This window comes from Mesorhizobium sp. M0408, assembly GCF_040321495.1.
Taxonomy (GTDB): domain Bacteria; phylum Pseudomonadota; class Alphaproteobacteria; order Rhizobiales; family Rhizobiaceae; genus Mesorhizobium.
Genome location: NZ_JAMYRO010000017.1, coordinates 20,216 through 42,045 on the forward strand (window position 1 = coordinate 20,216; position 21,830 = coordinate 42,045).

The 21,830-nt window shown below is 61.8% G+C and carries 23 protein-coding genes; 8 read left to right on the forward strand and 15 right to left on the reverse strand.

The features are described 5' to 3' along the window. Nucleotides 1-5: 5 nt before the first annotated feature. Genes NKI67_RS20270 through NKI67_RS20280 form a run of 3 tightly spaced genes read right to left on the reverse strand, consistent with a single transcriptional unit; the run spans nt 6 to nt 1,515 of the window. Nucleotides 6-749: a creatininase family protein gene (locus NKI67_RS20270; RefSeq protein ID WP_352646520.1), complete on the reverse strand. Its 744-nt coding sequence runs from the start codon at nt 747-749 to the stop codon at nt 6-8. Between the two features lie 5 nt (nt 750-754). Continuing rightward, entirely contained in the window at nt 755-1,321 is a 567-nt protein-coding gene (gene hxlB, locus NKI67_RS20275) for a 6-phospho-3-hexuloisomerase (RefSeq protein ID WP_352646521.1), read from the reverse strand. Next, a complete protein-coding gene (locus NKI67_RS20280; RefSeq protein ID WP_352590603.1) occupies nt 1,318-1,515 on the reverse strand; it encodes a hypothetical protein in 198 nt (65 codons plus the stop codon). Before NKI67_RS20280 ends, hxlB begins: the two co-directional genes overlap by 4 nt. Here NKI67_RS20280 and NKI67_RS20285 point away from each other — a divergent pair. Next, a complete protein-coding gene (locus NKI67_RS20285) occupies nt 1,506-2,528 on the forward strand; it encodes an aldo/keto reductase (RefSeq protein WP_023674658.1) in 1,023 nt (340 codons plus the stop codon). The two genes, NKI67_RS20280 and NKI67_RS20285, sit on opposite strands and share 10 nt — an antisense overlap. Before the next feature lie 88 nt (nt 2,529-2,616). Here NKI67_RS20285 and NKI67_RS20290 read toward each other — a convergent pair whose 3' ends face one another. From NKI67_RS20290 to NKI67_RS20305, 4 genes are all read right to left on the reverse strand, one after another. Next, complete coding sequence (locus tag NKI67_RS20290) at nt 2,617-2,889, reverse strand: HU family DNA-binding protein (RefSeq protein ID WP_023674657.1); 273 nt, start codon at nt 2,887-2,889, stop codon at nt 2,617-2,619. Between the two features lie 196 nt (nt 2,890-3,085). Next, nucleotides 3,086-5,497 carry an endopeptidase La gene (gene lon / locus NKI67_RS20295; protein ID WP_023674656.1) on the reverse strand — a complete coding sequence of 804 codons (2,412 nt, stop codon included), beginning with the start codon at nt 5,495-5,497 and terminating at the stop codon, nt 3,086-3,088. A 283-nt stretch (nt 5,498-5,780) separates the two neighbouring features. Then, nucleotides 5,781-7,055 carry an ATP-dependent Clp protease ATP-binding subunit ClpX gene (gene clpX / locus NKI67_RS20300; protein ID WP_006332719.1) on the reverse strand — a complete coding sequence of 425 codons (1,275 nt, stop codon included), beginning with the start codon at nt 7,053-7,055 and terminating at the stop codon, nt 5,781-5,783. 304 nt (nt 7,056-7,359) lie between these two features. After that, the gene (locus NKI67_RS20305; RefSeq protein WP_023674655.1) at nt 7,360-7,989 is read right to left on the reverse strand and encodes an ATP-dependent Clp protease proteolytic subunit; all 630 of its coding nucleotides are present in this window, start codon (nt 7,987-7,989) and stop codon (nt 7,360-7,362) included. A 347-nt stretch (nt 7,990-8,336) separates the two neighbouring features. Here NKI67_RS20305 and NKI67_RS20310 point away from each other — a divergent pair, with 347 nt between their 5' ends. Beyond that, the gene (locus tag NKI67_RS20310) at nt 8,337-8,927 is read left to right on the forward strand and encodes a hypothetical protein (protein ID WP_352646523.1); all 591 of its coding nucleotides are present in this window, start codon (nt 8,337-8,339) and stop codon (nt 8,925-8,927) included. A gap of 3 nt (nt 8,928-8,930) precedes the next feature. Here the strand turns inward: NKI67_RS20310 and NKI67_RS20315 are convergent, their stop codons facing one another. Then, entirely contained in the window at nt 8,931-10,034 is a 1,104-nt protein-coding gene (locus NKI67_RS20315; RefSeq protein ID WP_352646525.1) for an NAD(P)/FAD-dependent oxidoreductase, read from the reverse strand. A gap of 97 nt (nt 10,035-10,131) precedes the next feature. Here NKI67_RS20315 and NKI67_RS20320 point away from each other — a divergent pair, with 97 nt between their 5' ends. Further along, nucleotides 10,132-11,379, forward strand: a complete 1,248-nt coding sequence (locus tag NKI67_RS20320; protein WP_352646527.1) for a cytochrome P450 — start codon at nt 10,132-10,134, stop codon at nt 11,377-11,379. A gap of 161 nt (nt 11,380-11,540) precedes the next feature. On the opposite strand, the gene NKI67_RS20325 is transcribed toward NKI67_RS20320, so the two are convergent. After that, nucleotides 11,541-12,455 (reverse strand): LysR family transcriptional regulator, encoded by a 915-nt coding sequence (locus tag NKI67_RS20325; protein WP_352646529.1) that lies wholly within the window; start codon nt 12,453-12,455, stop codon nt 11,541-11,543. A gap of 109 nt (nt 12,456-12,564) precedes the next feature. On the opposite strand from NKI67_RS20325, the gene NKI67_RS20330 reads away from it, so the two are divergent. Next, nucleotides 12,565-14,022: an LVIVD repeat-containing protein gene (locus NKI67_RS20330; RefSeq protein WP_352646531.1), complete on the forward strand. Its 1,458-nt coding sequence runs from the start codon at nt 12,565-12,567 to the stop codon at nt 14,020-14,022. 159 nt (nt 14,023-14,181) lie between these two features. Here the strand turns inward: NKI67_RS20330 and NKI67_RS20335 are convergent, their stop codons facing one another. From NKI67_RS20335 to NKI67_RS20355, 5 genes are all read right to left on the reverse strand, one after another. Further along, on the reverse strand, nt 14,182-14,532 hold the full coding sequence (locus NKI67_RS20335) for a cupin domain-containing protein (protein ID WP_352646533.1): 351 nt from the start codon (nt 14,530-14,532) through the stop codon (nt 14,182-14,184). 5 nt (nt 14,533-14,537) lie between these two features. Continuing rightward, on the reverse strand, nt 14,538-15,818 hold the full coding sequence (locus NKI67_RS20340) for an O-acetylhomoserine aminocarboxypropyltransferase (RefSeq protein WP_023674650.1): 1,281 nt from the start codon (nt 15,816-15,818) through the stop codon (nt 14,538-14,540). Between the two features lie 158 nt (nt 15,819-15,976). Next, the gene (locus NKI67_RS20345) at nt 15,977-16,498 is read right to left on the reverse strand and encodes a CoA-binding protein (protein ID WP_352622800.1); all 522 of its coding nucleotides are present in this window, start codon (nt 16,496-16,498) and stop codon (nt 15,977-15,979) included. Nucleotides 16,499-16,572: 74 nt separating this feature from the next. Then, complete coding sequence (locus NKI67_RS20350) at nt 16,573-16,995, reverse strand: VOC family protein (RefSeq protein WP_023674648.1); 423 nt, start codon at nt 16,993-16,995, stop codon at nt 16,573-16,575. Between the two features lie 9 nt (nt 16,996-17,004). Next, the gene (locus tag NKI67_RS20355) at nt 17,005-17,826 is read right to left on the reverse strand and encodes an enoyl-CoA hydratase (RefSeq protein ID WP_023674647.1); all 822 of its coding nucleotides are present in this window, start codon (nt 17,824-17,826) and stop codon (nt 17,005-17,007) included. A gap of 151 nt (nt 17,827-17,977) precedes the next feature. On the opposite strand from NKI67_RS20355, the gene NKI67_RS20360 reads away from it, so the two are divergent. The 3 genes from NKI67_RS20360 to rpsI all read left to right on the forward strand — a co-directional run bounded on the left by NKI67_RS20360 (nt 17,978) and on the right by rpsI (nt 19,605). Continuing rightward, entirely contained in the window at nt 17,978-18,442 is a 465-nt protein-coding gene (locus tag NKI67_RS20360; protein WP_023674646.1) for a PaaI family thioesterase, read from the forward strand. A gap of 214 nt (nt 18,443-18,656) precedes the next feature. Continuing rightward, nucleotides 18,657-19,121, forward strand: a complete 465-nt coding sequence (gene rplM / locus NKI67_RS20365; RefSeq protein WP_023674645.1) for a 50S ribosomal protein L13 — start codon at nt 18,657-18,659, stop codon at nt 19,119-19,121. A gap of 1 nt (nt 19,122) precedes the next feature. Further along, on the forward strand, nt 19,123-19,605 hold the full coding sequence (gene rpsI / locus NKI67_RS20370) for a 30S ribosomal protein S9 (protein WP_023674644.1): 483 nt from the start codon (nt 19,123-19,125) through the stop codon (nt 19,603-19,605). 108 nt (nt 19,606-19,713) lie between these two features. On the opposite strand, the gene NKI67_RS20375 is transcribed toward rpsI, so the two are convergent. Next, entirely contained in the window at nt 19,714-20,607 is an 894-nt protein-coding gene (locus NKI67_RS20375) for a LysR family transcriptional regulator (protein WP_352456606.1), read from the reverse strand. A 94-nt stretch (nt 20,608-20,701) separates the two neighbouring features. On the opposite strand from NKI67_RS20375, the gene NKI67_RS20380 reads away from it, so the two are divergent. Then, a complete protein-coding gene (locus NKI67_RS20380) occupies nt 20,702-21,580 on the forward strand; it encodes an aldo/keto reductase family oxidoreductase (RefSeq protein WP_352456605.1) in 879 nt (292 codons plus the stop codon). The last annotated feature ends 250 nt before the right edge of the window (nt 21,581-21,830 follow it).

Consider the following 21,830-nt stretch of genomic DNA (forward strand, 5'->3'; position numbering starts at 1 on the left):
GCGCGCTAACCCGAAAGTGTTGCCCGCAAATGCTCGAGGATCATAGCAACCCCTTTTTGCCCCAATTCCGCCGAGGCTTCGGGCGCACTTGCCGTGTACCAGCCGGTGTTGTCGGCGAAGCGGCCGGCATCGACCGCTTCCGGGCACAGCGCCAGCATCAGTGACGTCTCGCCGGTGCCGGCATGGTCGAACGGGTACCGGCTGTGCATTGAAGCCGGCATCAGCGGATGCACCTGCACCCAGTTGAAGAAATTGCTGCCCTCGGCGTGCTCGGCATAATAGTCGGCCATCGCCGGAGCGCCCCACCAGCCTTCGCCACGTTCTTTCTCCAGGAAGCGGAAGATCGCCTGCCGGCCGGCAGCCTTGAAGGCGAGATCGGTCGGCATGCCGGCGGCAAAATTTTCGGTCTGGTGGTGAATGATGGCGTGGATGTTGCGGAAGCCGATGCGCAGCAGGCTGTAGAACAGTTCTTCCGCAAATGGCGCCAGCACATTGCCGCCGACCTGCACCGAACCACTGCCTTCCGGTGCTGCAACAGCATAGCTCGCCGCGCCGTAATGGAAGGGTGGCAGAATGACGATCTCTGCTTCTTTTTCGAACAGTTCCAGGCTCTTGACCACCGCCAGCGTGTCCATTCCGACGGCCATGTGCTCGCCGTGATATTCGAGCACACCGAGCGGCAACACGACCGGCCGGTTCTCGGCGATCGCCTTGCGGATCTGGTGCGGCAGCATCAATTCGTAGCGCATGACACCTACTCCATATTGGTGTGGCGGGCGCGCATCGCTCCCGGCGAGACGCCGGTCAGATCCCTGAGCTTCAGCACCATCACTTCGAAGAGGACGAACAGCGCGCCTTCGAAAACCGAGCCCATCGGCAGGACGGATGTCTTTTCAGGGTCCTGGTCGTCGGCCATGGTCTGAGCCGGGATAAGCAGTGTGAAGTCGGCCAGCTTCGCGGCAGTGCTGTCGGCTTGCGCGGTGAGCAGCAGGACTGTGGCACCGGCCTCGCGCGCGACCTGCATCAAGGTCAGCACCGTCGACGTCTCACCCGGGCCGGAACTTGCGAGGAAGACATCGCCCTCGCCCAGCGGCGGCGTGGTCATGTCGCCGACGACCGACACCGGCAGACCGAGATGGTAGAGCCGCATGGCAAAACCCTTGACCTGCAGCGCCTCGCGGCCGCAGCCATAGGTGACGATCTTTTTCGCTCCAGCCAGGATGGCGCAAGCGGCGTCGATGCGGCTTTCGTCGATGCGCTCCAGCACGGTGCCAAGCTCGTTCAGCGCAATCCCAAACAGGTTTTCGCCGGCAGCCGTCATGACATTTGCACCAGCTTGCCGGTGCCGGAGAACCATTTGAATATCTCAGTCACATCTGCCCCGAACAGCTTGTTTTCACTCATGCTATCACCGCGAAAATCGGTGTCCAACGACACGCAGTGCTTTTGATGCGCCACAGCCGTGATAGTGTCACGGCAAATCGCAAATGAGGAAACGGCAGCATATGAAGACACGGCATTTCGACCGCATCGGCAATGGCGGCATCACCTTCACCGAGCTCGGCTTCGGCACTGCGCCGCTCGGCAATCTTTATCGCGCCGTATCCGATGAGAATGCCAATGCTACGCTGGAGGCGGCATGGCGGGTCGGCTGCCGCTACTACGACACCGCGCCGCTCTATGGGCTGGGCCTTGCCGAAACGCGGCTCAATCCGTTCCTGCGTTCGAAGAAGCGTGACGACTACGTGCTGTCCAGCAAAGTCGGGCGCATCATGCGCGCCTGCCCGCCGGAACAGCGCACCGGCATCGGCAAATTCTTCGACACCCCATCGCGCCGCGAGGTCTACGATTACAGCTATGACGGCGTCATGCGCTCCTTCGAAGCCTCGCTGGAACGGCTCGGCGTCGACCGCATCGACATCCTCTTCGTGCACGATGTCGACATCTTCACCCATGGCAGCAAGGAAGCCTCGGACCAGCGCATCCAGGAATTCATGAGCTCCGGCTATTACGGATTGCTGGCATTGCGCGACCAGGGCGTGATCAAGGCGTTCGGCGGCGGCATCAACGAGTGGCCGGTTGCCCAGACGCTGGCCGAGCGCGGCGATTTCGATCTGTTCCTGCTTGCCGGGCGTTACACGCTGCTGGAGCAGGAAGCGCTGCAGTCTTTCCTGCCGCTATGCCAGCAACGCGGCATCGGCATCGTTCTCGGCGGGCCGTACAATTCCGGCATCCTGGCAACCGGGCCGAAGCCCGGCGCCTACTACAACTATTCGGAGGCGCCGCAGGACATCATCGACCGCGTCACCCGCATCGAGGCCGTCTGCAAGCGCCACGGCGTGCGCCTGATCGAGGCGGCGCTGCAGTTCCCGCTGCTGCATCCTTCGGTCGTCTCGGTAATCCCCGGCGGCCAGCGGCCGGGCGAAGTCGAAAGCAATCGCTCGCTGCTCGACGCGAAACCGCCATCGGCGCTGTGGGCCGATCTCAAGAAGGAAGGCTTGATGCGCACTGACGCGCCGACGGCATAGCGCCGCCTTTTCCAACGACGCTGCGGGCACAGAAAAGAAAAACCGGATATACCGGCTTTTCTTTTCTCTGAAAGACTTAAGGAGGCGCTTAGTTGACCGCGTCCTTGAGGCCCTTGCCGGCCGAGAACTTCGGCACGGTGCGCGCCGGGATCTTCACTTCCGCACCGGTCTGCGGATTGCGGCCGGTCGACGCGGCGCGTTGTGACACGGTGAAATTTCCGAAGCCGACAAGCCGGACATCGCCGCCCTTTTTCAGTTCGCCGGTGATGACGGAAAACACCGCATCAACCGCCGACTGCGCGTCACCCTTCGAAATACTCGCGGCATCGGCGACAGCGGACACCAGTTCGTTCTTGTTCATAAAAATTCCCTTCCATGAGAAAACCGGAACACTCGACTCATCCGGCAGGAAACGGACTTTAGAAAGAAGCGCTCCGGCAACCAAGTCGAAAAGCGCCGGGAAAGTCGAAAAAAGCCCGGAAATCCGGGGTTCTTCACATGAAAAAGCCGGGCTCAAGGCCCGGCTCTCTCTTTGTGCATTGCAACTTTAGCAAGAGCTAATGCGCCAGCGATTTACCAGCTTCGTCCCCGACATCGACCACGGCCGGCGCATTGACGGGTTCAACCCACTGGATCGGTTCCGGCATGCGCACCAGCGCATGGCGCAACACTTCGCCAACCCGCGAGACCGGAATGATCTCCATGCCGCTCTTCACGTTCTCCGGAATCTCCGCCAGATCCTTGGCGTTCTCTTCCGGGATCAGCACCTTCTTGATGCCGCCGCGAAGTGCGGCAAGCAGCTTCTCCTTGAGGCCGCCGATCGGCAGCACCCTGCCGCGCAGCGTGATCTCGCCGGTCATCGCCACATCGGCCTTGACCGGGATTCCGGTCAGCACCGAGACGATCGCCGTCGCCATCGCCACGCCAGCCGACGGTCCGTCCTTGGGCGTTGCGCCTTCCGGCACGTGGACGTGGATATCGCGCTTGTCGAACAGCGGCGGCTCGACGCCGAAATCGATGGCCCGCGAGCGGACGTAGGACGCCGCCGCCGAAATCGATTCCTTCATAACGTCGCGCAGATTGCCGGTCACGGTCATGCGGCCCTTGCCGGGCATCATGACACCTTCCACCGTCAACAGCTCGCCGCCGACTTCCGTCCAGGCGAGCCCGGTGACCACGCCGACCTGATCGTCGCTCTCGACCTGGCCGAAGCGGAAGCGCGGAACACCAAGATAATCGGCAAGATTGTCCGCCGTGATGTTGATCGTCTTCTTCTTCGTCTTCAGGATCTCGGTCACCGCCTTGCGCCCGAGCTTCATCAGCTCGCGCTCCAGGCTCCTGACGCCCGCTTCACGGGTGTAGGTCTGGATGATGCCGCGGATCGCGTCCTCGCCGACGGAGAATTCCTTCGGCTGCAACGCGTGGTCGCGGATCACCTTGGGCATCAGGTGACGCTTGGCGATCTCGATCTTCTCGTCCTCGGTGTAGCCGGCGATACGGATGATCTCCATGCGGTCCATCAAGGGCGCAGGGATGTTCAGCGTGTTCGCCGTCGTTACGAACATCACGCTCGACAGGTCGTATTCGACCTCGAGGTAATGGTCCATGAACGTCGAATTCTGCTCGGGATCGAGCACCTCGAGCAAAGCCGATGACGGATCACCGCGGAAATCCTGGCCCATCTTGTCGATCTCGTCGAGCAGGAAGAGCGGGTTGGATTTCTTCGCCTTCTTCATCGACTGGATGACCTTGCCGGGCATCGAGCCGATATAGGTGCGGCGGTGACCGCGGATCTCGGCCTCGTCGCGCACGCCGCCCAGCGCCATGCGGATGAACTCACGGCCGGTCGCCTTGGCGATCGACTTGCCGAGCGAGGTCTTGCCGACGCCGGGAGGTCCGACGAGGCACAGGATCGGCCCCTTCAGCTTCTTCTGACGGCTCTGCACGGCGAGGTATTCGACGATGCGGTCCTTGACCTTGTCGAGGCCGAAATGGTCGGTATCGAGCACGTTTTGGGCAAAGGCCAGATCCTGCTTGACCTTGGAGTTCCTGCCCCACGGGATCGACAGCAGCCAGTCGAGATAGTTGCGCACGACGGTCGATTCAGCCGACATCGGCGACATCGTCCGCAGCTTCTTCAGTTCGGCTTCCGCTTTTTCGCGGGCCTCCTTGGAGAGCTTGGTCTTCTTGATGCGCGCCTCGATCTCGGCGGCCTCGTCGCGGCCGTCCTCGCCCTCGCCGAGCTCCTTCTGGATCGCCTTCATCTGCTCGTTGAGGTAGTATTCGCGCTGCGTCTTCTCCATCTGGCGCTTGACGCGCGAGCGGATGCGCTTCTCGACCTGCAGCACCGAGATTTCGGCTTCCATGAAGCCCATCGCCTTCTCCAGCCGTTCCTTGACGGAAAGCGTGGCGAGCATCTCCTGCTTCTCGGGGATCTTGATGGCAAGATGCGAAGCGACCGTGTCGGCGAGCTTGGAATAGTCGTCGATCTGGCTGGCGGCACCCACCACTTCGGGCGAGATCTTCTTGTTCAGCTTGACGTAGTTCTCGAAGTCGGTGACGACGGAACGGGCCAGCGCCTCGACCTCGACCTCTTCCTCCTCCGGTTCGACCAGCGCCGCAGCACGGGCTTCATGGAAGTCGGGACGGTCGGTGAACGCGACGATTTTCGCGCGCGAGGCGCCTTCGACCAGCACCTTCACGGTGCCGTCCGGCAGTTTCAGCAATTGCAGCACATTGGCGAGCGTGCCGATGTCAAAGATGGCATCGGGCTCCGGATCGTCGTCGGCGGCATTCATCTGGGTCGCAAGCAGGATCTGCTTTTCCTGACCCATCACTTCTTCCAGCGCCTTGATCGACTTTTCACGCCCGACGAAGAGCGGAACGATCATGTGCGGGAACACCACGATGTCGCGCAGTGGGAGGACTGCGAAGACGCCGTCGCTGGGAGCCTTGGATAATTTGGCCATTGTCCAACCTTTCATGTCGCGGCTGCCAATCGGCCAACCGCGAATCTCATATTAACGACCGGGGATCGTTCCGCCTACCACCGTTTGTGACGGGAGTTTTACAGCACAGAATTCGGCACCACGGCCTTCTGCCATTAGTTGGAGGCACGGGGGGTAAAGATCAAGGGTCAACACGGTCCGTCCCTCCAATCCGCAGCCATTACGCGGCGCCGTACGCGGTCTGCGACAGCAAAACGGCGCCCTGCGGCGCCGTTTCGGAAAAAAAATCCATTGCCGGCTCACGTCAGGCGCTGACGTTGCCCTTCTTTTCCTTCTGCTCGGAATAGATGTAGAGCGGCCTGGCGTTGCCTGACACCACCTCTTCCGAAATAACGACTTCGCGCACGCCTTCCAGCGCCGGCAGTTCGAACATGGTGTCGAGCAGGATCGCTTCCATGATCGAACGCAGGCCGCGCGCGCCGGTCTTGCGCTCGATGGCGCGCTTGGCGATCGCCGAGAGCGCGTTCTCGTGGAAGGTCAGGTCGACATTCTCCATCTCGAACAGCCGCTGATACTGCTTGACCAGCGCGTTCTTCGGCTCGGTCAGGATCTGGATCAGCGCCGGCTCGTCGAGGTCCTCCAGCGTCGCCAGGACAGGCAGACGGCCGACGAACTCTGGAATGAGGCCGAACTTCAAGAGATCCTCAGGCTCGACCAGGCGGAAAACATCGCCGGTGCGGCGATCCTCGGGCGAAGCGACGATGGCGCCGAAACCGATCGAGGTCTTCCTGCCGCGATCCGAGATGATCTTGTCCAGGCCGGCGAAAGCGCCACCGCAGATGAACAGGATGTTGGCGGTGTCGACCTGCAGGAATTCCTGCTGCGGATGCTTCCTGCCGCCCTGCGGCGGCACGGAGGCGACAGTGCCTTCCATGATCTTCAAAAGTGCCTGCTGCACGCCCTCGCCCGAGACGTCGCGGGTGATCGAGGGATTGTCCGACTTGCGCGAGATCTTGTCGATCTCGTCGATATAGACGATGCCGCGCTGGGCGCGCTCGACATTGTAGTCGGCCGACTGCAACAGCTTCAGGATGATGTTCTCGACGTCCTCGCCGACATAGCCGGCCTCGGTCAGCGTCGTCGCGTCGGCCATGGTGAAGGGGACGTCGATGATACGGGCCAGCGTCTGCGCCAGCAACGTCTTGCCGCAGCCGGTCGGGCCGATCAGCAGGATGTTAGACTTCGCGAGTTCGACGTCGTTGTTCTTGCCGGCATGGGCGAGGCGCTTGTAGTGGTTGTGGACGGCCACCGACAGCACGCGCTTGGCGTAAGGCTGGCCGATGACGTAGTCGTCGAGAACCTTGAGGATTTCCTGTGGGGTCGGCACGCCCTCTCGCGACTTCACCATCGAGGTCTTGTTCTCCTCGCGGATGATGTCCATGCACAGTTCGACGCATTCGTCGCAGATGAACACCGTCGGCCCGGCGATCAGCTTGCGCACTTCGTGCTGGCTTTTGCCGCAAAACGAGCAATAAAGCGTGTTCTTGGAATCACCGCTGTTGTTGCCGACCTTGCTCATTTTCCTGTCCTTTCATGGCCGCCCGCCGATGGTCTGGTTGAAAGGGCGCATATTCAATCTATCGCGGGAATCCGCTGCCGCCAGTGCCCCGGCTCCCGCAACGCATTCCGTACGAAACACAAATCGGAAAACGGGGCAATGATTCGAACAACCCCACGCAAAGCTAAGCCGTCGAAAATCAACATAGCCTTAACGTAGGCAATTGCACCCGTCGAGGGAACAGCCAATTGTGGCCGAAATGCCGCAAGCTGCGCCAAAAGCGCGTGATCCCGCCACTCATTGCCACCGCAGGGCCACCGCGGGCCTATAAGGCAATACCTTCGACCGGCTCACGTGACGAAATGACCTTGTCGATGAGGCCGAAATCCCTGGCCTCGTCGGCAGTCATGAAATGGTCACGGTCGAGCGTTTTTTCAATCTCATCGTAGCTCTTGCCGGTGTGCTTGACGTAAACCTCGTTGAGGCGACGCTTCAGCTTGATGATGTCCTGGGCATGGCGCTCGATGTCGGAAGCCTGGCCCTGGAAGCCGCCGGAAGGCTGGTGGACCATGATGCGGGCGTTCGGCGTGGCAAAGCGCATGTCCTTGTGGCCCGCCGTCAAGAGCAGCGAGCCCATCGAGGCGGCCTGACCGATGCAGAGCGTCGACACGGCAGGCTTGATGAACTGCATGGTGTCATAGATCGCCATGCCGGAGGTGACGACGCCGCCGGGCGAGTTGATATAGAGGTTGATTTCCTTCTTCGGATTCTCCGCCTCGAGGAACAGCAGCTGCGCGCAGACCAGCGTCGCCATGCCGTCCTCGACCGGGCCGGTGATGAAAATGATGCGCTCCTTGAGGAGCCGCGAGAAAATGTCGTAGGCCCGCTCGCCGCGATTGGTCTGTTCGACCACCATCGGAACGAGGTTCATGTAGGTTTCGACGGGGTTCTTCATGGACTATCCCTTTTTGAGGATGGGATTCCGGCGCCGGAGATTTGCAATCGGGCAGAATCGGTTCTGGATCGTTATTGTGTAAATAGGATGCCGGCTCACCCTAGCGCAAGGCCGCCTCTCCTAGCCATCCGGTTAAGTCGAATCAAGGTTTCCAAACCAGTTTCGCCTGTCGCCGTGCCGGCAGCCCCTCTCCTGCCGTGGGAAGGGGCGCTCATGCTTGGCCGTTGTTTAGCAGTTTCTTAACCGCATCGCTTAACGAAAAGTGGTGAAACCGCTTTTTCCGGCCACGGCTTACCCTACAATTCAACGTTGAACTCGCTTCACGCAGTTCAAACAGGGGGAGTGCGATGATCAAGAAAGTTGCTTCCTTGGCCCTTGCCGGCATCAGCGTTCTCGGCATGGCGTCCGAAACGGCTGCCGGCGGACGCGCGGTCGAATGCTACGAGCAGGTCAATCGGCCGGCCGTCTACGACACCGTCTACGAGGAGGTGCTCGTCAGCCCAGCCGGCCAGCAGGTGCAGTATGAAGCGCCAATCTACGGGACGCGTGAGCGCGTGGTGCAGATCGCGCCGGCGCGCGTCAGCTACGAGATCGTGCCCGCCATCACCCGCACCATCTACCGGTCCGTGAGGGTCGATGACGGCGGCTATTCCTGGGAATGGCGCATCATCGATGGCCGCAAGGTGCTGTGCAAGGTCAGGCACAAGGCGCGCTATGAACGCGTGGCCGAGATCGTCGTGGTTGAGCCGGAACGCCGGCGGCGCGTTGTCCTCCCCGCCGAATACGAGAGCGTCGCCGAAGAGGTTCTCGTGCGGCCGGAGCAACGGCGCATCATCGACATTCCGGCGTCCTATCAGACAGTGGCTCGCCGCGTGGTGGTCAGGGAGGCCTCGTCGAGCTGGCGGCGCGTGCATATTCCGAGGCATTGCCAGTATTAGCGCTCAGGCCGCCTCGGCCCTGAGCCATTTCTTCAGGCCGTCGACATCGCCATTGCCGACGCAGGCCGCAACCCTTCTGCCGACCGCCGCGCCGAACTTGTAGCCGTGGCCGGAGCAGGCCGATACGACCAGGCATCTGCCTTTCCGGTGGGCCAAAAACTTCTCGTCGGCGGTGAATGTATAGGCGCAGGTGACCACGTCGGTGACCTTATACTCGTCGATGCGGGCAATCGGCGGCGAAAACAGGTTGCGGATCGCCTCGCCCTCGCCCGGCACCGGCTGGCGGTTCCAGTCGGCATCACTGGTCGGCACCCTGTGCAGGCCGGAGCCGAATTTCATGCCGGCCCCGCCCGAGGGCGGGATGGCATAGCCGTCGACAGTGCCGCCGATGTTGAGGACGACCGGTGCTGCCTGCCAGACCGCTTTCAGGTCCGCCGGCGGTTCGACATAGGCGAGCGCGGTGCGCCAGGTTTTCAGCTCGCCATCCAGCTCCGGGAACAGTTTTAGCACCCAGGCGCCGGCAGCGATGACGATCCGTTCGGCCTGCATGGTTTCGCCGCCCGCCAGCACGACATGCCCGGCCTCGGCGTCGATCTCGACCACCTTGCTGTTCTCGTAGACATTGGCGCCGTTCGCGCGCAGCCATCTGGCGAGGCCCGAGGCGATCTTGCGGCAGTGCAGGGCGCCGCCGTCCGGCGAAAAATACGCATAGCGGAATGAACCGGGCTGCAGGAACGGCCAGCGTTCGACCGCGGCGTCCGGCTCGAACAATTCGAACGGGTAGTTCCCGGCCTCCATGCCTTCTCGGTATTCCTCGGCCTCGTCTCCCGGCTGGCGCGAAATACAGATGAAGCCGCGCGGATCGAGATGGGTTTCACCGAGATCGGCCCACATCTCATCCCAAGCTTCATAGGCTTCGGTGATCAGCCGGCCGTAGCCCGTTCCGGCCCGGTAGGCGCGGCGGATGATGCGATGATGGTCGCCGGAGGCGGCGAGCGGATTGGGGATCGGTCCCTGCTCGACGATCGAGACGAGGTGCCCGGCCTTGACCAGCGACCAGGCCGTGGAAAGCCCGGCAATGCCTGCACCGACCACGATCACATTCATGAAAACCGTCCTTCCGCAACCGCTTCGGCGGCTCACCTCACGGGAGGGCCAACATACGGTCTGGCACCAGACTGGCAAGCCGCGCTAATGATCTGGCATGACCGAATTGAAGCCGCCCTATCTTGCCTTTGATCCAGCCTCCCGCCGCCTGCGGCTCGATCCGCACGAACCGGCTTTTTTCCAGAACCCTTACGAAGCCTATGCCTTCCTGCATGGCGCATCGAACGCCTTCTTCTGGGAGGAGTTTGGTTTCTGGTGCTTTGGCAGCTTCGACGACGTCAACCGGCTGCTGCGCGATCGCCGCTTCGGCCGCCAGAACCCGGCCGGCATTCCGGACAGCCGGGGCATCGGCCAGGACCGCACGCATCTCAGCGCCTTCGACGGTGTCGAGGCCAATTCGATGCTGGAGTTGGAGCCGCCCGTCCACACACGGCTCAGAACGCTGGTCAACCGCGCCTTCGTCTCGCGCCAGGTCGAGCGGCTCAGGCCGCGCGTCGAGACGTTGGCCAACGAACTGATCGACCGTTTCGAACCAGGGGAAGTCGACCTGCTGACGGCCTTCGCCGCTCCCTTGCCGATCACCATCATTGCCGAGATGCTAGGCGTGCCGGTCGAGATGGGGCCGCAGCTGCTCGACTGGTCGCATCGGATGGTCGCCATGTACATGCATGGCCGCACCCGCGAGACGGAGGACACGGCCAATCGCGCCGCGCGCGACTTTTCCGATTTTCTGCGCGGCTACGTCGCCGAGCGGCGAAAGAGGCCGGGCGAGGATCTTCTGTCGCTGCTGATTGGGGCACAGGAGGACGGTCAGAAACTGTCGGAGGACGAGCTGGTATCCTCGGCCATCCTTTTGCTCAATGCCGGCCATGAGGCAACTGTCCACCAGACCGGCAATGCGGTGCGCTCGATCCTTGCGCAAGGCGGCGACCCGCGCCGCTTCTTCGCCTCACCGGAAGCAACAGCGGCGACGGTCGAAGAGTGCCTGCGCTTCGACGCGCCGCTGCACATGTTCACGCGCTATGCCTATCAGGAGGTCGAGGCCGGGCCGGGGATCATCGTCCAGCCTGGCGAGACGATCGGGCTGTTGCTCGGCATGGCCAATCGCGACCCTACTGCGTTTGCCGAGCCCCTCGCCTTCAGGCCGGACCGTGCCGACCAGAAGAACGTATCGTTCGGCGCCGGCATCCATTTCTGCATCGGCGCGCCGCTCGCCCGGCTCGAACTGCAGGTGTCGCTGAAAACCTTGTTCGACCGGCTACCGCAGCTGCATCTTGCCGAACAGCCGCGCTTCCGCGACACCTATCATTTCCACGGCCTGGAAACGCTCGCCGTCAGAATCTGAGGACGGCTTCCGACGACAGGCTTCGAAAGCCGGCTCCGGCGAATTCCGGTCAAATAGGTAACATCTCAAGGTCGCGAATGCCAAATAATCGCTGATCGAACGATGAAGCTACCGGAAGCAGGACCTCACACTAACAATCCCGGATGCCTATAGAAATTCGGTCATGAAGCTTGAAGAGAGACCGGATTTGAATCTGTTAGCGTCGTCTCGCGGACGATATCGAGGAAGGCCTTCAGCACCGGCGAGGGTTGTTCATGCCGGTAGATGATTGAAGTGTCGATGGACAAGGTTCGTCCCTGGATGGGGCGATAAACGACGCCGTGCCGGCGCAAATTTTGCAGACAAGCGGGCAGCAACGAGACGCCCAGCCCGACGGATACAAGTCCGATGATTGTCTGCTTGGGCGTTGCTTCTCGAACGATCCTCGGGCTGAACCCGGATGAACGGCACAGCCCGACGATCTCGTCATAGAGGGATGGATTGATGCTGCGCGGGAACTGAATCAACGCTTCGGAGGCCAGGTCGGCCAGCGCGACCTCTGCTTCCGAGGCCAGCCGATGCGTTTCCGGCAAGGCCACGATCAGGGGTTCGACCAGTATGCTTTCGACCCTCAATGCCTCGTGAACGACGGGAGGATGAACAAAACCGATATCGAGCTGGCGTTCGGCCACTGCCCTGACTTGATTGGGAATGCGCAGATCGGTCAGGCTCAACTCGACCTCGGGATAGCGCTTGGTGAAGCGTTGGACGACAGAAGGCACCACGCTGTAGATAGCCGCGTCGATGAATCCGACAGCAAGATGGCCGGTTTCGCCACGATCGGCTTTGCGAGCAAGCTCCACCGCCTGCTCTGTCTGGTGAAGCACGGCCCTAACCTCATCAAGGAACACACGCCCCGCCGCAGTCAGTTCGACCTTGCGCTTGGTGCGCTCCAGCAAGCGCACACCCATCGCCTGTTCCAGTTGCTGGATCTGCTTTGTCAGGGGCGGCTGTGAGATATGCAAGCGCGCTGCCGCGCGCCCGAAATGCAGCTCTTCGGCGACGGCCATGAAGGACTGCATCAGCTTGTGGTTCATCTTCAGCTCTTAATTTCCCAAATAGAATTACCCATGGCTCAAACGATATTGGACGGAAAGTATCGGAATCTGCAAAATCCGGAAAGCTGCAAAATCCGGGAGACGCGCTTTGAAAAATTCCGAGATTTCACGCCGCCAGATGCTGAAAGTGCCACTCATCGGCGCGACAATCGCCGCGACATCTCAATCCGGTCTTGTCTGCGAGGCCCTTGCCCAACCCGTTCCAGCTTCGTCGCCAGCGCCCCATGGCGCTTTCGCCCACAATGTCGAAGCAGTGGGCTATACCGACATCGATCATCGCCCAGCCTTCAAAATGGCGATCAGGCAGGTTGGCGAACGTTGGTATCTCTACACTGGGCACTTCTGGCACTCCGGATGGAGCATCGTGGACGTGACCGACCCGGCCAAGCCCGAGACGGTAAAGTTCGTGCCCTATCTCGGCACGAATACTTGGACCCTACAAATAGATTTGTCCGGCGACACGATGGTGACCGCCCTCGAAAAGCCCTTTGCTAATTTCGGCGGTGACCCCGACGCACCGTTCGGCGAAGGCGTTCTGATCTGGGATATCGCCGACCCCATCAATCCGAAACAACTCAGTCACTACCGTACCGGCGGAAACGGCACGCATCGCAACCTCTATCCCGGTGGACGTTATGTCCACCTTGCCGCCGGCATGCCGGGTTACAGGGGCAACATCTATGTCATCCTCGATATTTCGGATCGCTCGAATCCGCGCGAAGCCGGACGCTGGTGGGTGCCGGGCCAGCACGAGGCCGGCGGCGAGAGCTTTGCGGCTGCGAAGCCCGCCGCCGACCAGGAGACCGCCGATCGCTACCGGTTGCGACTGAAGCCGCAATGCATGTGCGGCGCCTTCTGCGCCAGCACGGGCGAGGATGTCTCGCTGCACGGCCCGCCTTATGTCACAGGCGATCTTGTCTATTTGCCTTATGGTGCGGCCGGAATCGTTGTGCTCGATATTAGCGACGTCTCCCAGCCGAGGCAGGTCGGCGGCCTGAGCTTCAGCCCTCCGTTTCACTCGCGCTTCGGTGTGCATAGCGTGCTGCCGATTCCAGAGCGCGGCATTGCCTTCGCCAATTCGGAGAACGTCACCTATGGACGTGGTCCGATGCATCACGCTTCGATCGTCGATATTTCCGATTCCAGTGAACCCTTTCTGCTGTCGCTGTTGCCCGAACCAGTGCCACCCGAAGGCGCTCCCTATTCGGATTTCACAACTCGTGGCGGCTGGCGCGGACCGCACAACATCAACCACCACCAGCATCATCCCGATGTCCAGAAACAAGGCGATCTGTTCTATATCGCGCACTTCAACGCTGGGCTCAGGGTCTATGACGTCTCGAATACTCGGCTTCCGCGCGAGGTCGGCTACTTCATCCCGCCGGAGCCAGTCCGACGCTACGGCCCTATGCCGGAAGACAAGCTGGTTGTTCAGACCGAGGACGTGGTCGTGGACCGGCGCGGCTTCATTTACATAACTGACAAGAACCAGGGGCTCTGGATTCTCCGCTACACCGGCCCGCGGCCGGAAACGGATCGAACGTGACGGTCACATTCACCCTGAATGAGGCCTTTAGTCGGAGCGCGGAAGCGGAGGCAGTCATGATTTGCTGGGAAGTTTCATGGCACCGCGACATGATGAGCCGATACGGATTTTTCGACACGGACATCGATCGCCTTTTGTAAAGTCCGGCGCGATGCGAGATCAAAGCTTGATTACATACTCCTTGCGCGTCGTTTCAAGCACTTCCCAGCTTCCTCTAAAGCCCGGCCTGAGCACGAAACTGTCGCCTGCCCTGACGGTGCGCGCATCGCCGCCGTCTTCGGCGATCACCGAAACCCCTGACAGGATGTGGCAGAACTCCCACTCATCATATTCGATGCGCCATTTGCCTGGCGTCGCTTCCCAGACGCCGGCATAGAGGCCGCCGTCCTGTTCCTCTACATTCCAGGTGCGGAATTTCGGATCGCCCGAAATCAGGCGATCCGGCGCTGGTGCGCCAAGTTCCGGTTCGACGGTGTCGACGCCGACGGAAAGAAATTTCGGCGTGGTCATGGCGATCAAACCTTGGCGAGAGCCTGTTCCAGATCGGCGACGATGTCGTTGACGTCCTCGATGCCGACCGAAAGCCTGACCGTGTCCGGCCCTGCCCCGGCGTTGATCTTCTGCTCGTCGGAAAGCTGGCGATGCGTGGTCGATGCCGGGTGGATGACCAGCGACTTGGTGTCGCCGACATTGGCCAGGTGCGAAAACAATTCGAGCGCCTCGACGAACTTGATGCCCGCCGCATAGCCGCCCTTCAGCCCGAATGTGAACACCGCGCCGGCGCCAAGCGGCGAGTACTTCTTCTGCAACGCGTTGTTCTTGTCGCTGGGCAGGCCGGGATAGGACACCCAGGCGACCTTGGGATGGTTGGAAAGCCATCCGGCGACCGCCGCCGCATTGTCGCAGTGGCGCTGCATCCTGAGCGGCAAGGTTTCCAGACCGGTCAGGATAAGGAATGCGTTGAACGGCGAAATCGCCGCGCCGATGTCGCGCAGGCCGAGCACGCGAGCAGCGATGGCGAAGGCGAAATTGCCGAAGGTCTCGTGCAGGACGAGGCCGCCATATTCGGGGCGCGGCTCCGACAGCATCGGATATTTGCCCGACTTCGACCAGTCGAAGGTGCCGCCGTCGACAATGGCGCCGCCGATCGAGTTGCCGTGGCCGCCGATGAACTTGGTCAGCGAATGCACGACGATGTCGGCGCCATGCTCGATCGGCCGCAGCAGGTAGGGGGAGGCCAGCGTGTTATCGACGATCAGCGGCAGGCCGTGCTTGCGGGCAATGTCGCCGATCTTCTCGATATCGACGAAGACGCCGCCCGGATTGGCCAGGCTCTCGATGAAGATTGCCTTGGTCCTGTCGTCGATCTGGCTCTCGAAGGTCGAGATGTCATTGGTGTCGGCCCAGCGCACCTGCCAACCGAAATTCTTGAAGGCGTGGCCGAATTGGTTGATCGAGCCGCCGTAAAGCTTTGTCGCTGAAACGAAATTGTCGCCGGGCTGCATCAGATTGTGGAAGACCAGCACCTGCGCGGCATGGCCGGAGGCGACCGCAAGGCCTGCCGTGCCGCCTTCGAGTGCCGCGATGCGCTCTTCCAGCACCGCCTGGGTCGGGTTCATGATGCGGGTGTAGATGTTGCCGAACGCCTTCAGCCCGAACAGCGAGGCGGCATGGTCGGCATCGTCGAAGACGAAGGAGGTGGTCTGGTAGATCGGCGTCGCTCGCGCGCCGGTCGCCGGATCCGGCTTGGCGCCTGCATGGACGGCGAGCGTGTTGAAACCGGGCGTGCGGGCCATCGAAAACCTCCCTCAATAGTGAATGGTGAATGGTGAATGGTGAATGGTGAATGGTGAATGGCAAAGTCGGCCAGCGCCACCTTGATTGCAAGCGGCTCATATGCCGCCTTGCCCGCCTTCCAGAAAAATCCTTCTATTCACCATTCACTATTCACTACCTACTTCTGGCGAACGCCGAAACTCTGGAATCCCGGCCGCATCAGCGGCTTCTTCGACGACAGCACGCCGGAATTGACGCCGGTCCAGCCGATCTCGCCGGACAGCTTGCCATATTCGATCTTGGGGCAACGGTTCATCACCACCTTGATGCCGGCGGCTTCGGCGCGCGCGGCCGCCTCGTCATGGCGTATGCCAAGCTGCATCCAGATGACCTTCGGCAGCGGATCGAGCCGCAGCACCTCGTCGACAATGCCGGGCACGGCAGCGGAAGCGCGAAACACGTCGACCATGTCGACAGATCCTGGAACGTCGGCGAGTCTGGCATAGGTCATCTGGCCTAGAATCGCCTTGCCGGCCTGGCCGGGATTGATCGGGAACACCGAAAACCCTTTGCCGAGCAGATATTTCAGCACGAAATAGCTCGGCCGCACGTCATTGGCCGACGCGCCGACCATGGCGATGGTCTTCACCGAATTGAGGATGCCGGCGATATAGGCGTTGTCGTAGGCGTCGTGGTTCATGCCTCGTCATACAGCGCTTCGGAGTGAGGTGCCAACAGCCGCGTCAGTGGCTTGCAATGGGCCAGGGAAAGCCGTCAGCCGGGCAGCGAAATCGATCCGTCTTCCGCGATCGGAAAAGCCGGATTGTGCGCCACTTCCCAGATGTGCCCGTCGGCATCGGCGAAATAGCCGTACCAACCGCCCCAGAATGCGCGGCCAGCCGGCTTGACGATACGGCCGCCGGCCCTCTCGGCCATCGCCAGCACTGCATCGACCTCGGCGTCGGAGCGGGTGTTGTAGGCAAGGTAGACCGCCGACGGCGCTTTGCCGAAGGTCACGCCTGAATCCTCTTCGGCGCTTTGCCGCGGGAACAGGCCGAGAATGGCGCCGCCCGTCTGGAAGAAGGCAACGCCCTCGGTGATCCCGGCATGACGGGTCAGCCCCATGCCCTCGTAGAAGCGCACCGCGCGGTCGAGATCGTCGGTAGCTATGGTGATGATGGAGATGCGCGGTTCCATATCCGCCTCCTATTCCTCCGGCCATTCCGGCTTGCGCTTGCCGATGAAGGCGCCAATGCCCTCTTCCGCGTCGCGCGCCAGCATGTTCTCGACCATGACGCGCCCGGTGTAATCATAGGCCTCGGCCAGCCCCATTTCCGCCTGCTCATAGAAGGCTTCCTTGCCGATCTTGACGACCAAGGACGATTTGGACGCAATGGTCTGCGCGTATTTGGTGACAATCTGATTCAGATATTCGCGCGGCACGACGCGGTTGATGAGACCGAATTCCTTGGCGGTTGCCGCATCGATCGTCTCGCCGGTCAAAAGCATTTCCATGGCGTGCTTGCGCGAGACGTTGCGCGACAGCGCCACCATCGGCGTCGAGCAGAACAGTCCGATATTGACGCCAGGCGTGCAGAAGGTCGCCTCGTGCGAGGCGATGGCGAGATCGCAGCTGGCAACCAGCTGCAAGCCGGCCGCCGTCGCCAGGCCGTCGACTTCGGCGATCACCGGCTTAGGATGGCGAACGATCGCCTGCATCAGTGAAGCGCAGGCGGAAAACGTCTTTTCGAAGAAGCCCCTGCCGCGATCGGCATCGGCGCGGTGCGCGCTCAACTCCTTGAGGTCGTGTCCGGCGCAGAACACCTTGCCGACCGCCCCGAGCACGATGACGCGGACGGATTTGTCGGCCTTGGCGCGGTCGAGTTCCGCCATCAGCGCCGCCATCACTGCAAGCGAAAGAGCATTGGCCGGCGGATTGGCAAGCGTCAGGCGCAGCACGCCCTTGTCCAGCCTGGAGACGACCGGCCCTTCGGCAACGGCAGGTTTGATGGCAACGATTTCGGCCATGGGGTCATTCCTCCGCGATTCCGGATCGGTGATCGACTAATCTAGTATGCCGGTCTCGCTTCGTCCAACACCCCGCTTCTGCCATAATGAATGGCTGTTGCCAGAAACAGCACGCTACGCTCATACAGGCAGGCGCAAACGAGGGACCGACATGCCTGCCCAAAGCAACCTCAAGCCGGTGCTGACGGCTGCTGATGTCAACGCGCTGATGGCGACCGTTTTCCCGCAACTCAACGACCAGTTCACCTTCTATGAGGCGTTGGAGGTGTTTCCAGGCGGCTGTGTCGTGCGACTCAATGCCGACGAGCGCCATTTGCGTCCCGGCGGCACCGTGTCGGGTTCGGCGCTGTTCACGCTGGCCGACATAGGCGGCTATGTCTGCGTGCTCTCGCATGCCGGACCGGATGCGCTTTCGGTCACCACCAGTCTCAACATCAATTTCGTCCGCAAGGCCGAGGCCGGGCCGATCGACGGCCATTGCCGCATCCTCAAGCTCGGCAAGAGCCTGATGGTGTTCGATATCGACATCGTCGCCGGCCCGGAGGGACACACAGTAGCGCACGCAACGGGCACCTATTCGATCCCGCCAAAGCGGATTGATGGTGTGGTAAAATAATACCTTTCACCCAAGGCATTGTTTTTGCTGGATTTTGATAGCTTGCCGACATTTCACGCGCCTTGACGCAGTCGCCGTCCTCTCCTATAAGCCCTCACGGAACAGCGGCCCGCAAAGGCCGCCGTTTTGTTATTGGCGGCGGGCAAGCGCCTTTCGCCAATCCAAGCAACAAGAAACGCCTTCTTTTGAAGGTCCGAACCGAAAGCAACAATCCATGGCAACCTTTTCGCAGAAGCCTGCGGATGTGGTGAAGAAGTGGGTGCTGATCGACGCCGAGGGTCTCGTCGTCGGCCGTCTCGCCACTGTCATCGCCAATCATCTTCGCGGCAAACACAAGCCCACCTTCACCCCGCACGTCGACGACGGCGACAACGTCATCGTCATCAATGCCGACAAGGTGGTGTTCACCGGCAAGAAGTTCACCGACAAGGTCTATTACTGGCACACCGGCCACCCCGGCGGCGTCAAGGAGCGCACCGCGCGCCAGCTGCTCGAGGGTCGTTTCCCCGAACGTGTCGTCGAGAAGGCCGTCGAACGCATGATCCCGCGTGGCCCGCTCGGCCGTCGCCAGATGAAGAACCTCCGCGTCTATGCAGGCACGGAACATCCGCATGTCGCCCAGCAGCCTGTCGTCCTCGACGTGGCCAAGCTGAACGCCAAGAACAAGAAGGTTTCGTAAGATGGCTGAGCTTTCCTCGCTCGCAGAACTCGGAGCTGCCACCGGCAATACCAACACCCAGCCGGCCGCACCCGTCCACGTCCAGAAACTCGATAAGTCGGGCCGCGCCTACGCCACCGGCAAGCGCAAGAACGCCATCGCCCGCGTCTGGGTGAAGCCCGGCTCCGGCAAGATCGTCGTCAACGACAAGGTGTTCGCCGAATATTTCGCGCGTCCGGTGCTGCAGATGATCCTCAACCAGCCGATCATCGCCGCCAATCGCGCCGGCCAGTACGACATCGTTGCCACCGTCATCGGCGGCGGCCTTTCCGGCCAGGCGGGTGCCGTGCGCCACGGCATCTCCAAGGCGCTGACCTATTACGAGCCGGCGCTGCGCGCCGTGCTCAAGAAGGGTGGCTTCCTGACCCGCGACAGCCGCGTCGTCGAGCGCAAGAAGTACGGCAAGGCAAAGGCCCGCCGGAGCTTCCAGTTCTCCAAGCGTTAAGCGCTGCGCAATTACACGTTTTCGAAAGGCCGCCTCCGGGCGGCCTTTTCCACAAAAAGAGGCACCAATCACCCCATCGGGCGCGGCTCGCACGCATGGTGGCAGACTTCAGGCCTTGATAAAGTCAATGAACGCCCGCAACGGCGCCGGCACGAGGCGCCGGCCGGGATAGTAAAGGAACGGCCCGGAGAAGCTCTGCCACCAGGGTTCAAGCAGCGGTTCGAGCGCCCCGCTCTCGAAGTGAGGGCGTAGCCAATCCTCGAACAGGCTGATGATGCCGGTGCCGGCGATGGCTGCATCGACTTTGAGGTCAGTCGCCCCGCCCAGGGTCACGACAAGCGGCCCCGTCGGGTCGACCCGCACCACCTCGCCGTCGCGCTCGAATTCCCACGGCGGCATCGCACGGCTGGCAAAGCGGCCGCGCAGGCAGGCGTGGCCGAGCAGGTCGCGCGGGTGTTGCGGCCGGCCATGACGATCCAGGTAGGCCGGGCTGGCGGCGATGGCGAAGCGCTGCACGCGCGGTCCGATCGGCACAGCGATCATGTCCTGCTCCAGCCGCTCCTCATAGCGAATGCCGGCGTCGCACCCCGCCGCCAGCACATCGACGAAGCTCTCCTCCGAGATCACCTCCAACCGGATGCCCGGATAGGCGGCGAGAAAAGGCGGAACGATGCTGGGCAGTACCAGCCGCGCCGCGCTGACCGGCACATTGAGGCGCAACGTACCTGCCGGCCTGTCGCGAAAGCCGTTCACTACGTCGAGGGCCGATTCCACCTCGGTCAAGGCAGGACCGAGCCGCGCCAGCAGGCCTTCGCCAGCTTCCGTCAGGACGACGCTGCGGGTCGTCCGGTTGAGCAGCCTGACACCGAGCTGCGTCTCCAGGCGGCGTACCGCCTCGCTCAAGCCGGACGCACTGCCGCCGTTGGCGCGTGCCGCATCGCGAAAGCCTTTGGCGCGCGCTACGGCCACGAAGGCGTTCAGATCCCCGAGATCAATCTGCATTGTTCGTCATTCCGCACAGCCCGTGCGAATTGTACCCAATTATCATGAGATCGGACAGCGTCTATCTCTGCACCATCCCTGAAGGAGAAAGACCATGTCCAGCGTCGACCAGTCCGGCACATTCATCCTCGGCGACCGCAAGGTGAGACGGCTCGGCTACGGTGCCATGCAGCTCGCAGGGCCCGGCGTCTTCGGCCCACCAAAGGACCACGACGCGGCATTGGCCGTACTGCGCGAAGCCGTTGCACAAGGCGTCAACCACATCGACACCAGCGACTTCTATGGCCCGCACGTGACCAACCTGTTGATCCGCGAAGCGCTCGCACCCTATCCCGACGACCTCGTTATCGTCACCAAGATCGGTGCCCGACGCGGCACGGATGGCTCATGGCTGCCGGCCTTCTCGGCAGAAGAGCTGACACAGGCGGTGCACGACAATCTGCACAATCTCGGACTCGACGTGCTGGAGGTGGTCAACCTTCGGGTCATGTTCGACGCGCATGGCCCCGCCGAAGGGTCGATCGAGGCGCCGCTTGCGACGCTTGCCGAGCTCCAGCGACAGGGCCTCGTGCGCCACATCGGGCTGAGCAACGTCACCGCTGCACAGATCGCCGAAGGCCGCAGGATGTGCAGGATCGTCTGCGTGCAGAACCAGTACAATCTGGCGCATCGGGGCGATGATGCCTTGATCAACGATCTCGCCCACGACGGCACCGCCTATGTGCCGTTCTTCCCACTTGGCGGCTTCAACCCGTTGCAGTCGTCGACCTTGTCCAAGGTCGCCGCACGCCTCGGCGCCACGCCCATGCAGGTCGCGCTCGCCTGGCTGCTTCGCCGCGGACCCAACATTCTTCTGATCCCCGGCACGTCTGCCGTCGCGCATCTGCGGGAGAACCTCGCCGCTGCAGACCTCGAACTGTCGGACGATGTCATCAAGGAGCTGGATGGTGTGGCAATGGCGGCCTGCGGGTAGATTACCGAAGGCAGTGATGAGCCAATCTCCCCCAAGTGGGTTCCCTTGCGGGGAAGATTGCCGGCACGACAGCTAAGGCGCGCGACCTTACAGGCGGGACAGCCGAGACGCTGAAGGATCGTCGCATTTTTCTGCCACTACGCCACATTTTTGTTCTTGCTTTGTGCCGGCAGCTATGCTACTAATCTGGGTGTGGTGCTAATTGGCTCCAACGACCCGCCCACAGAGGCGGGTTTTCTGTTTCTGGGTT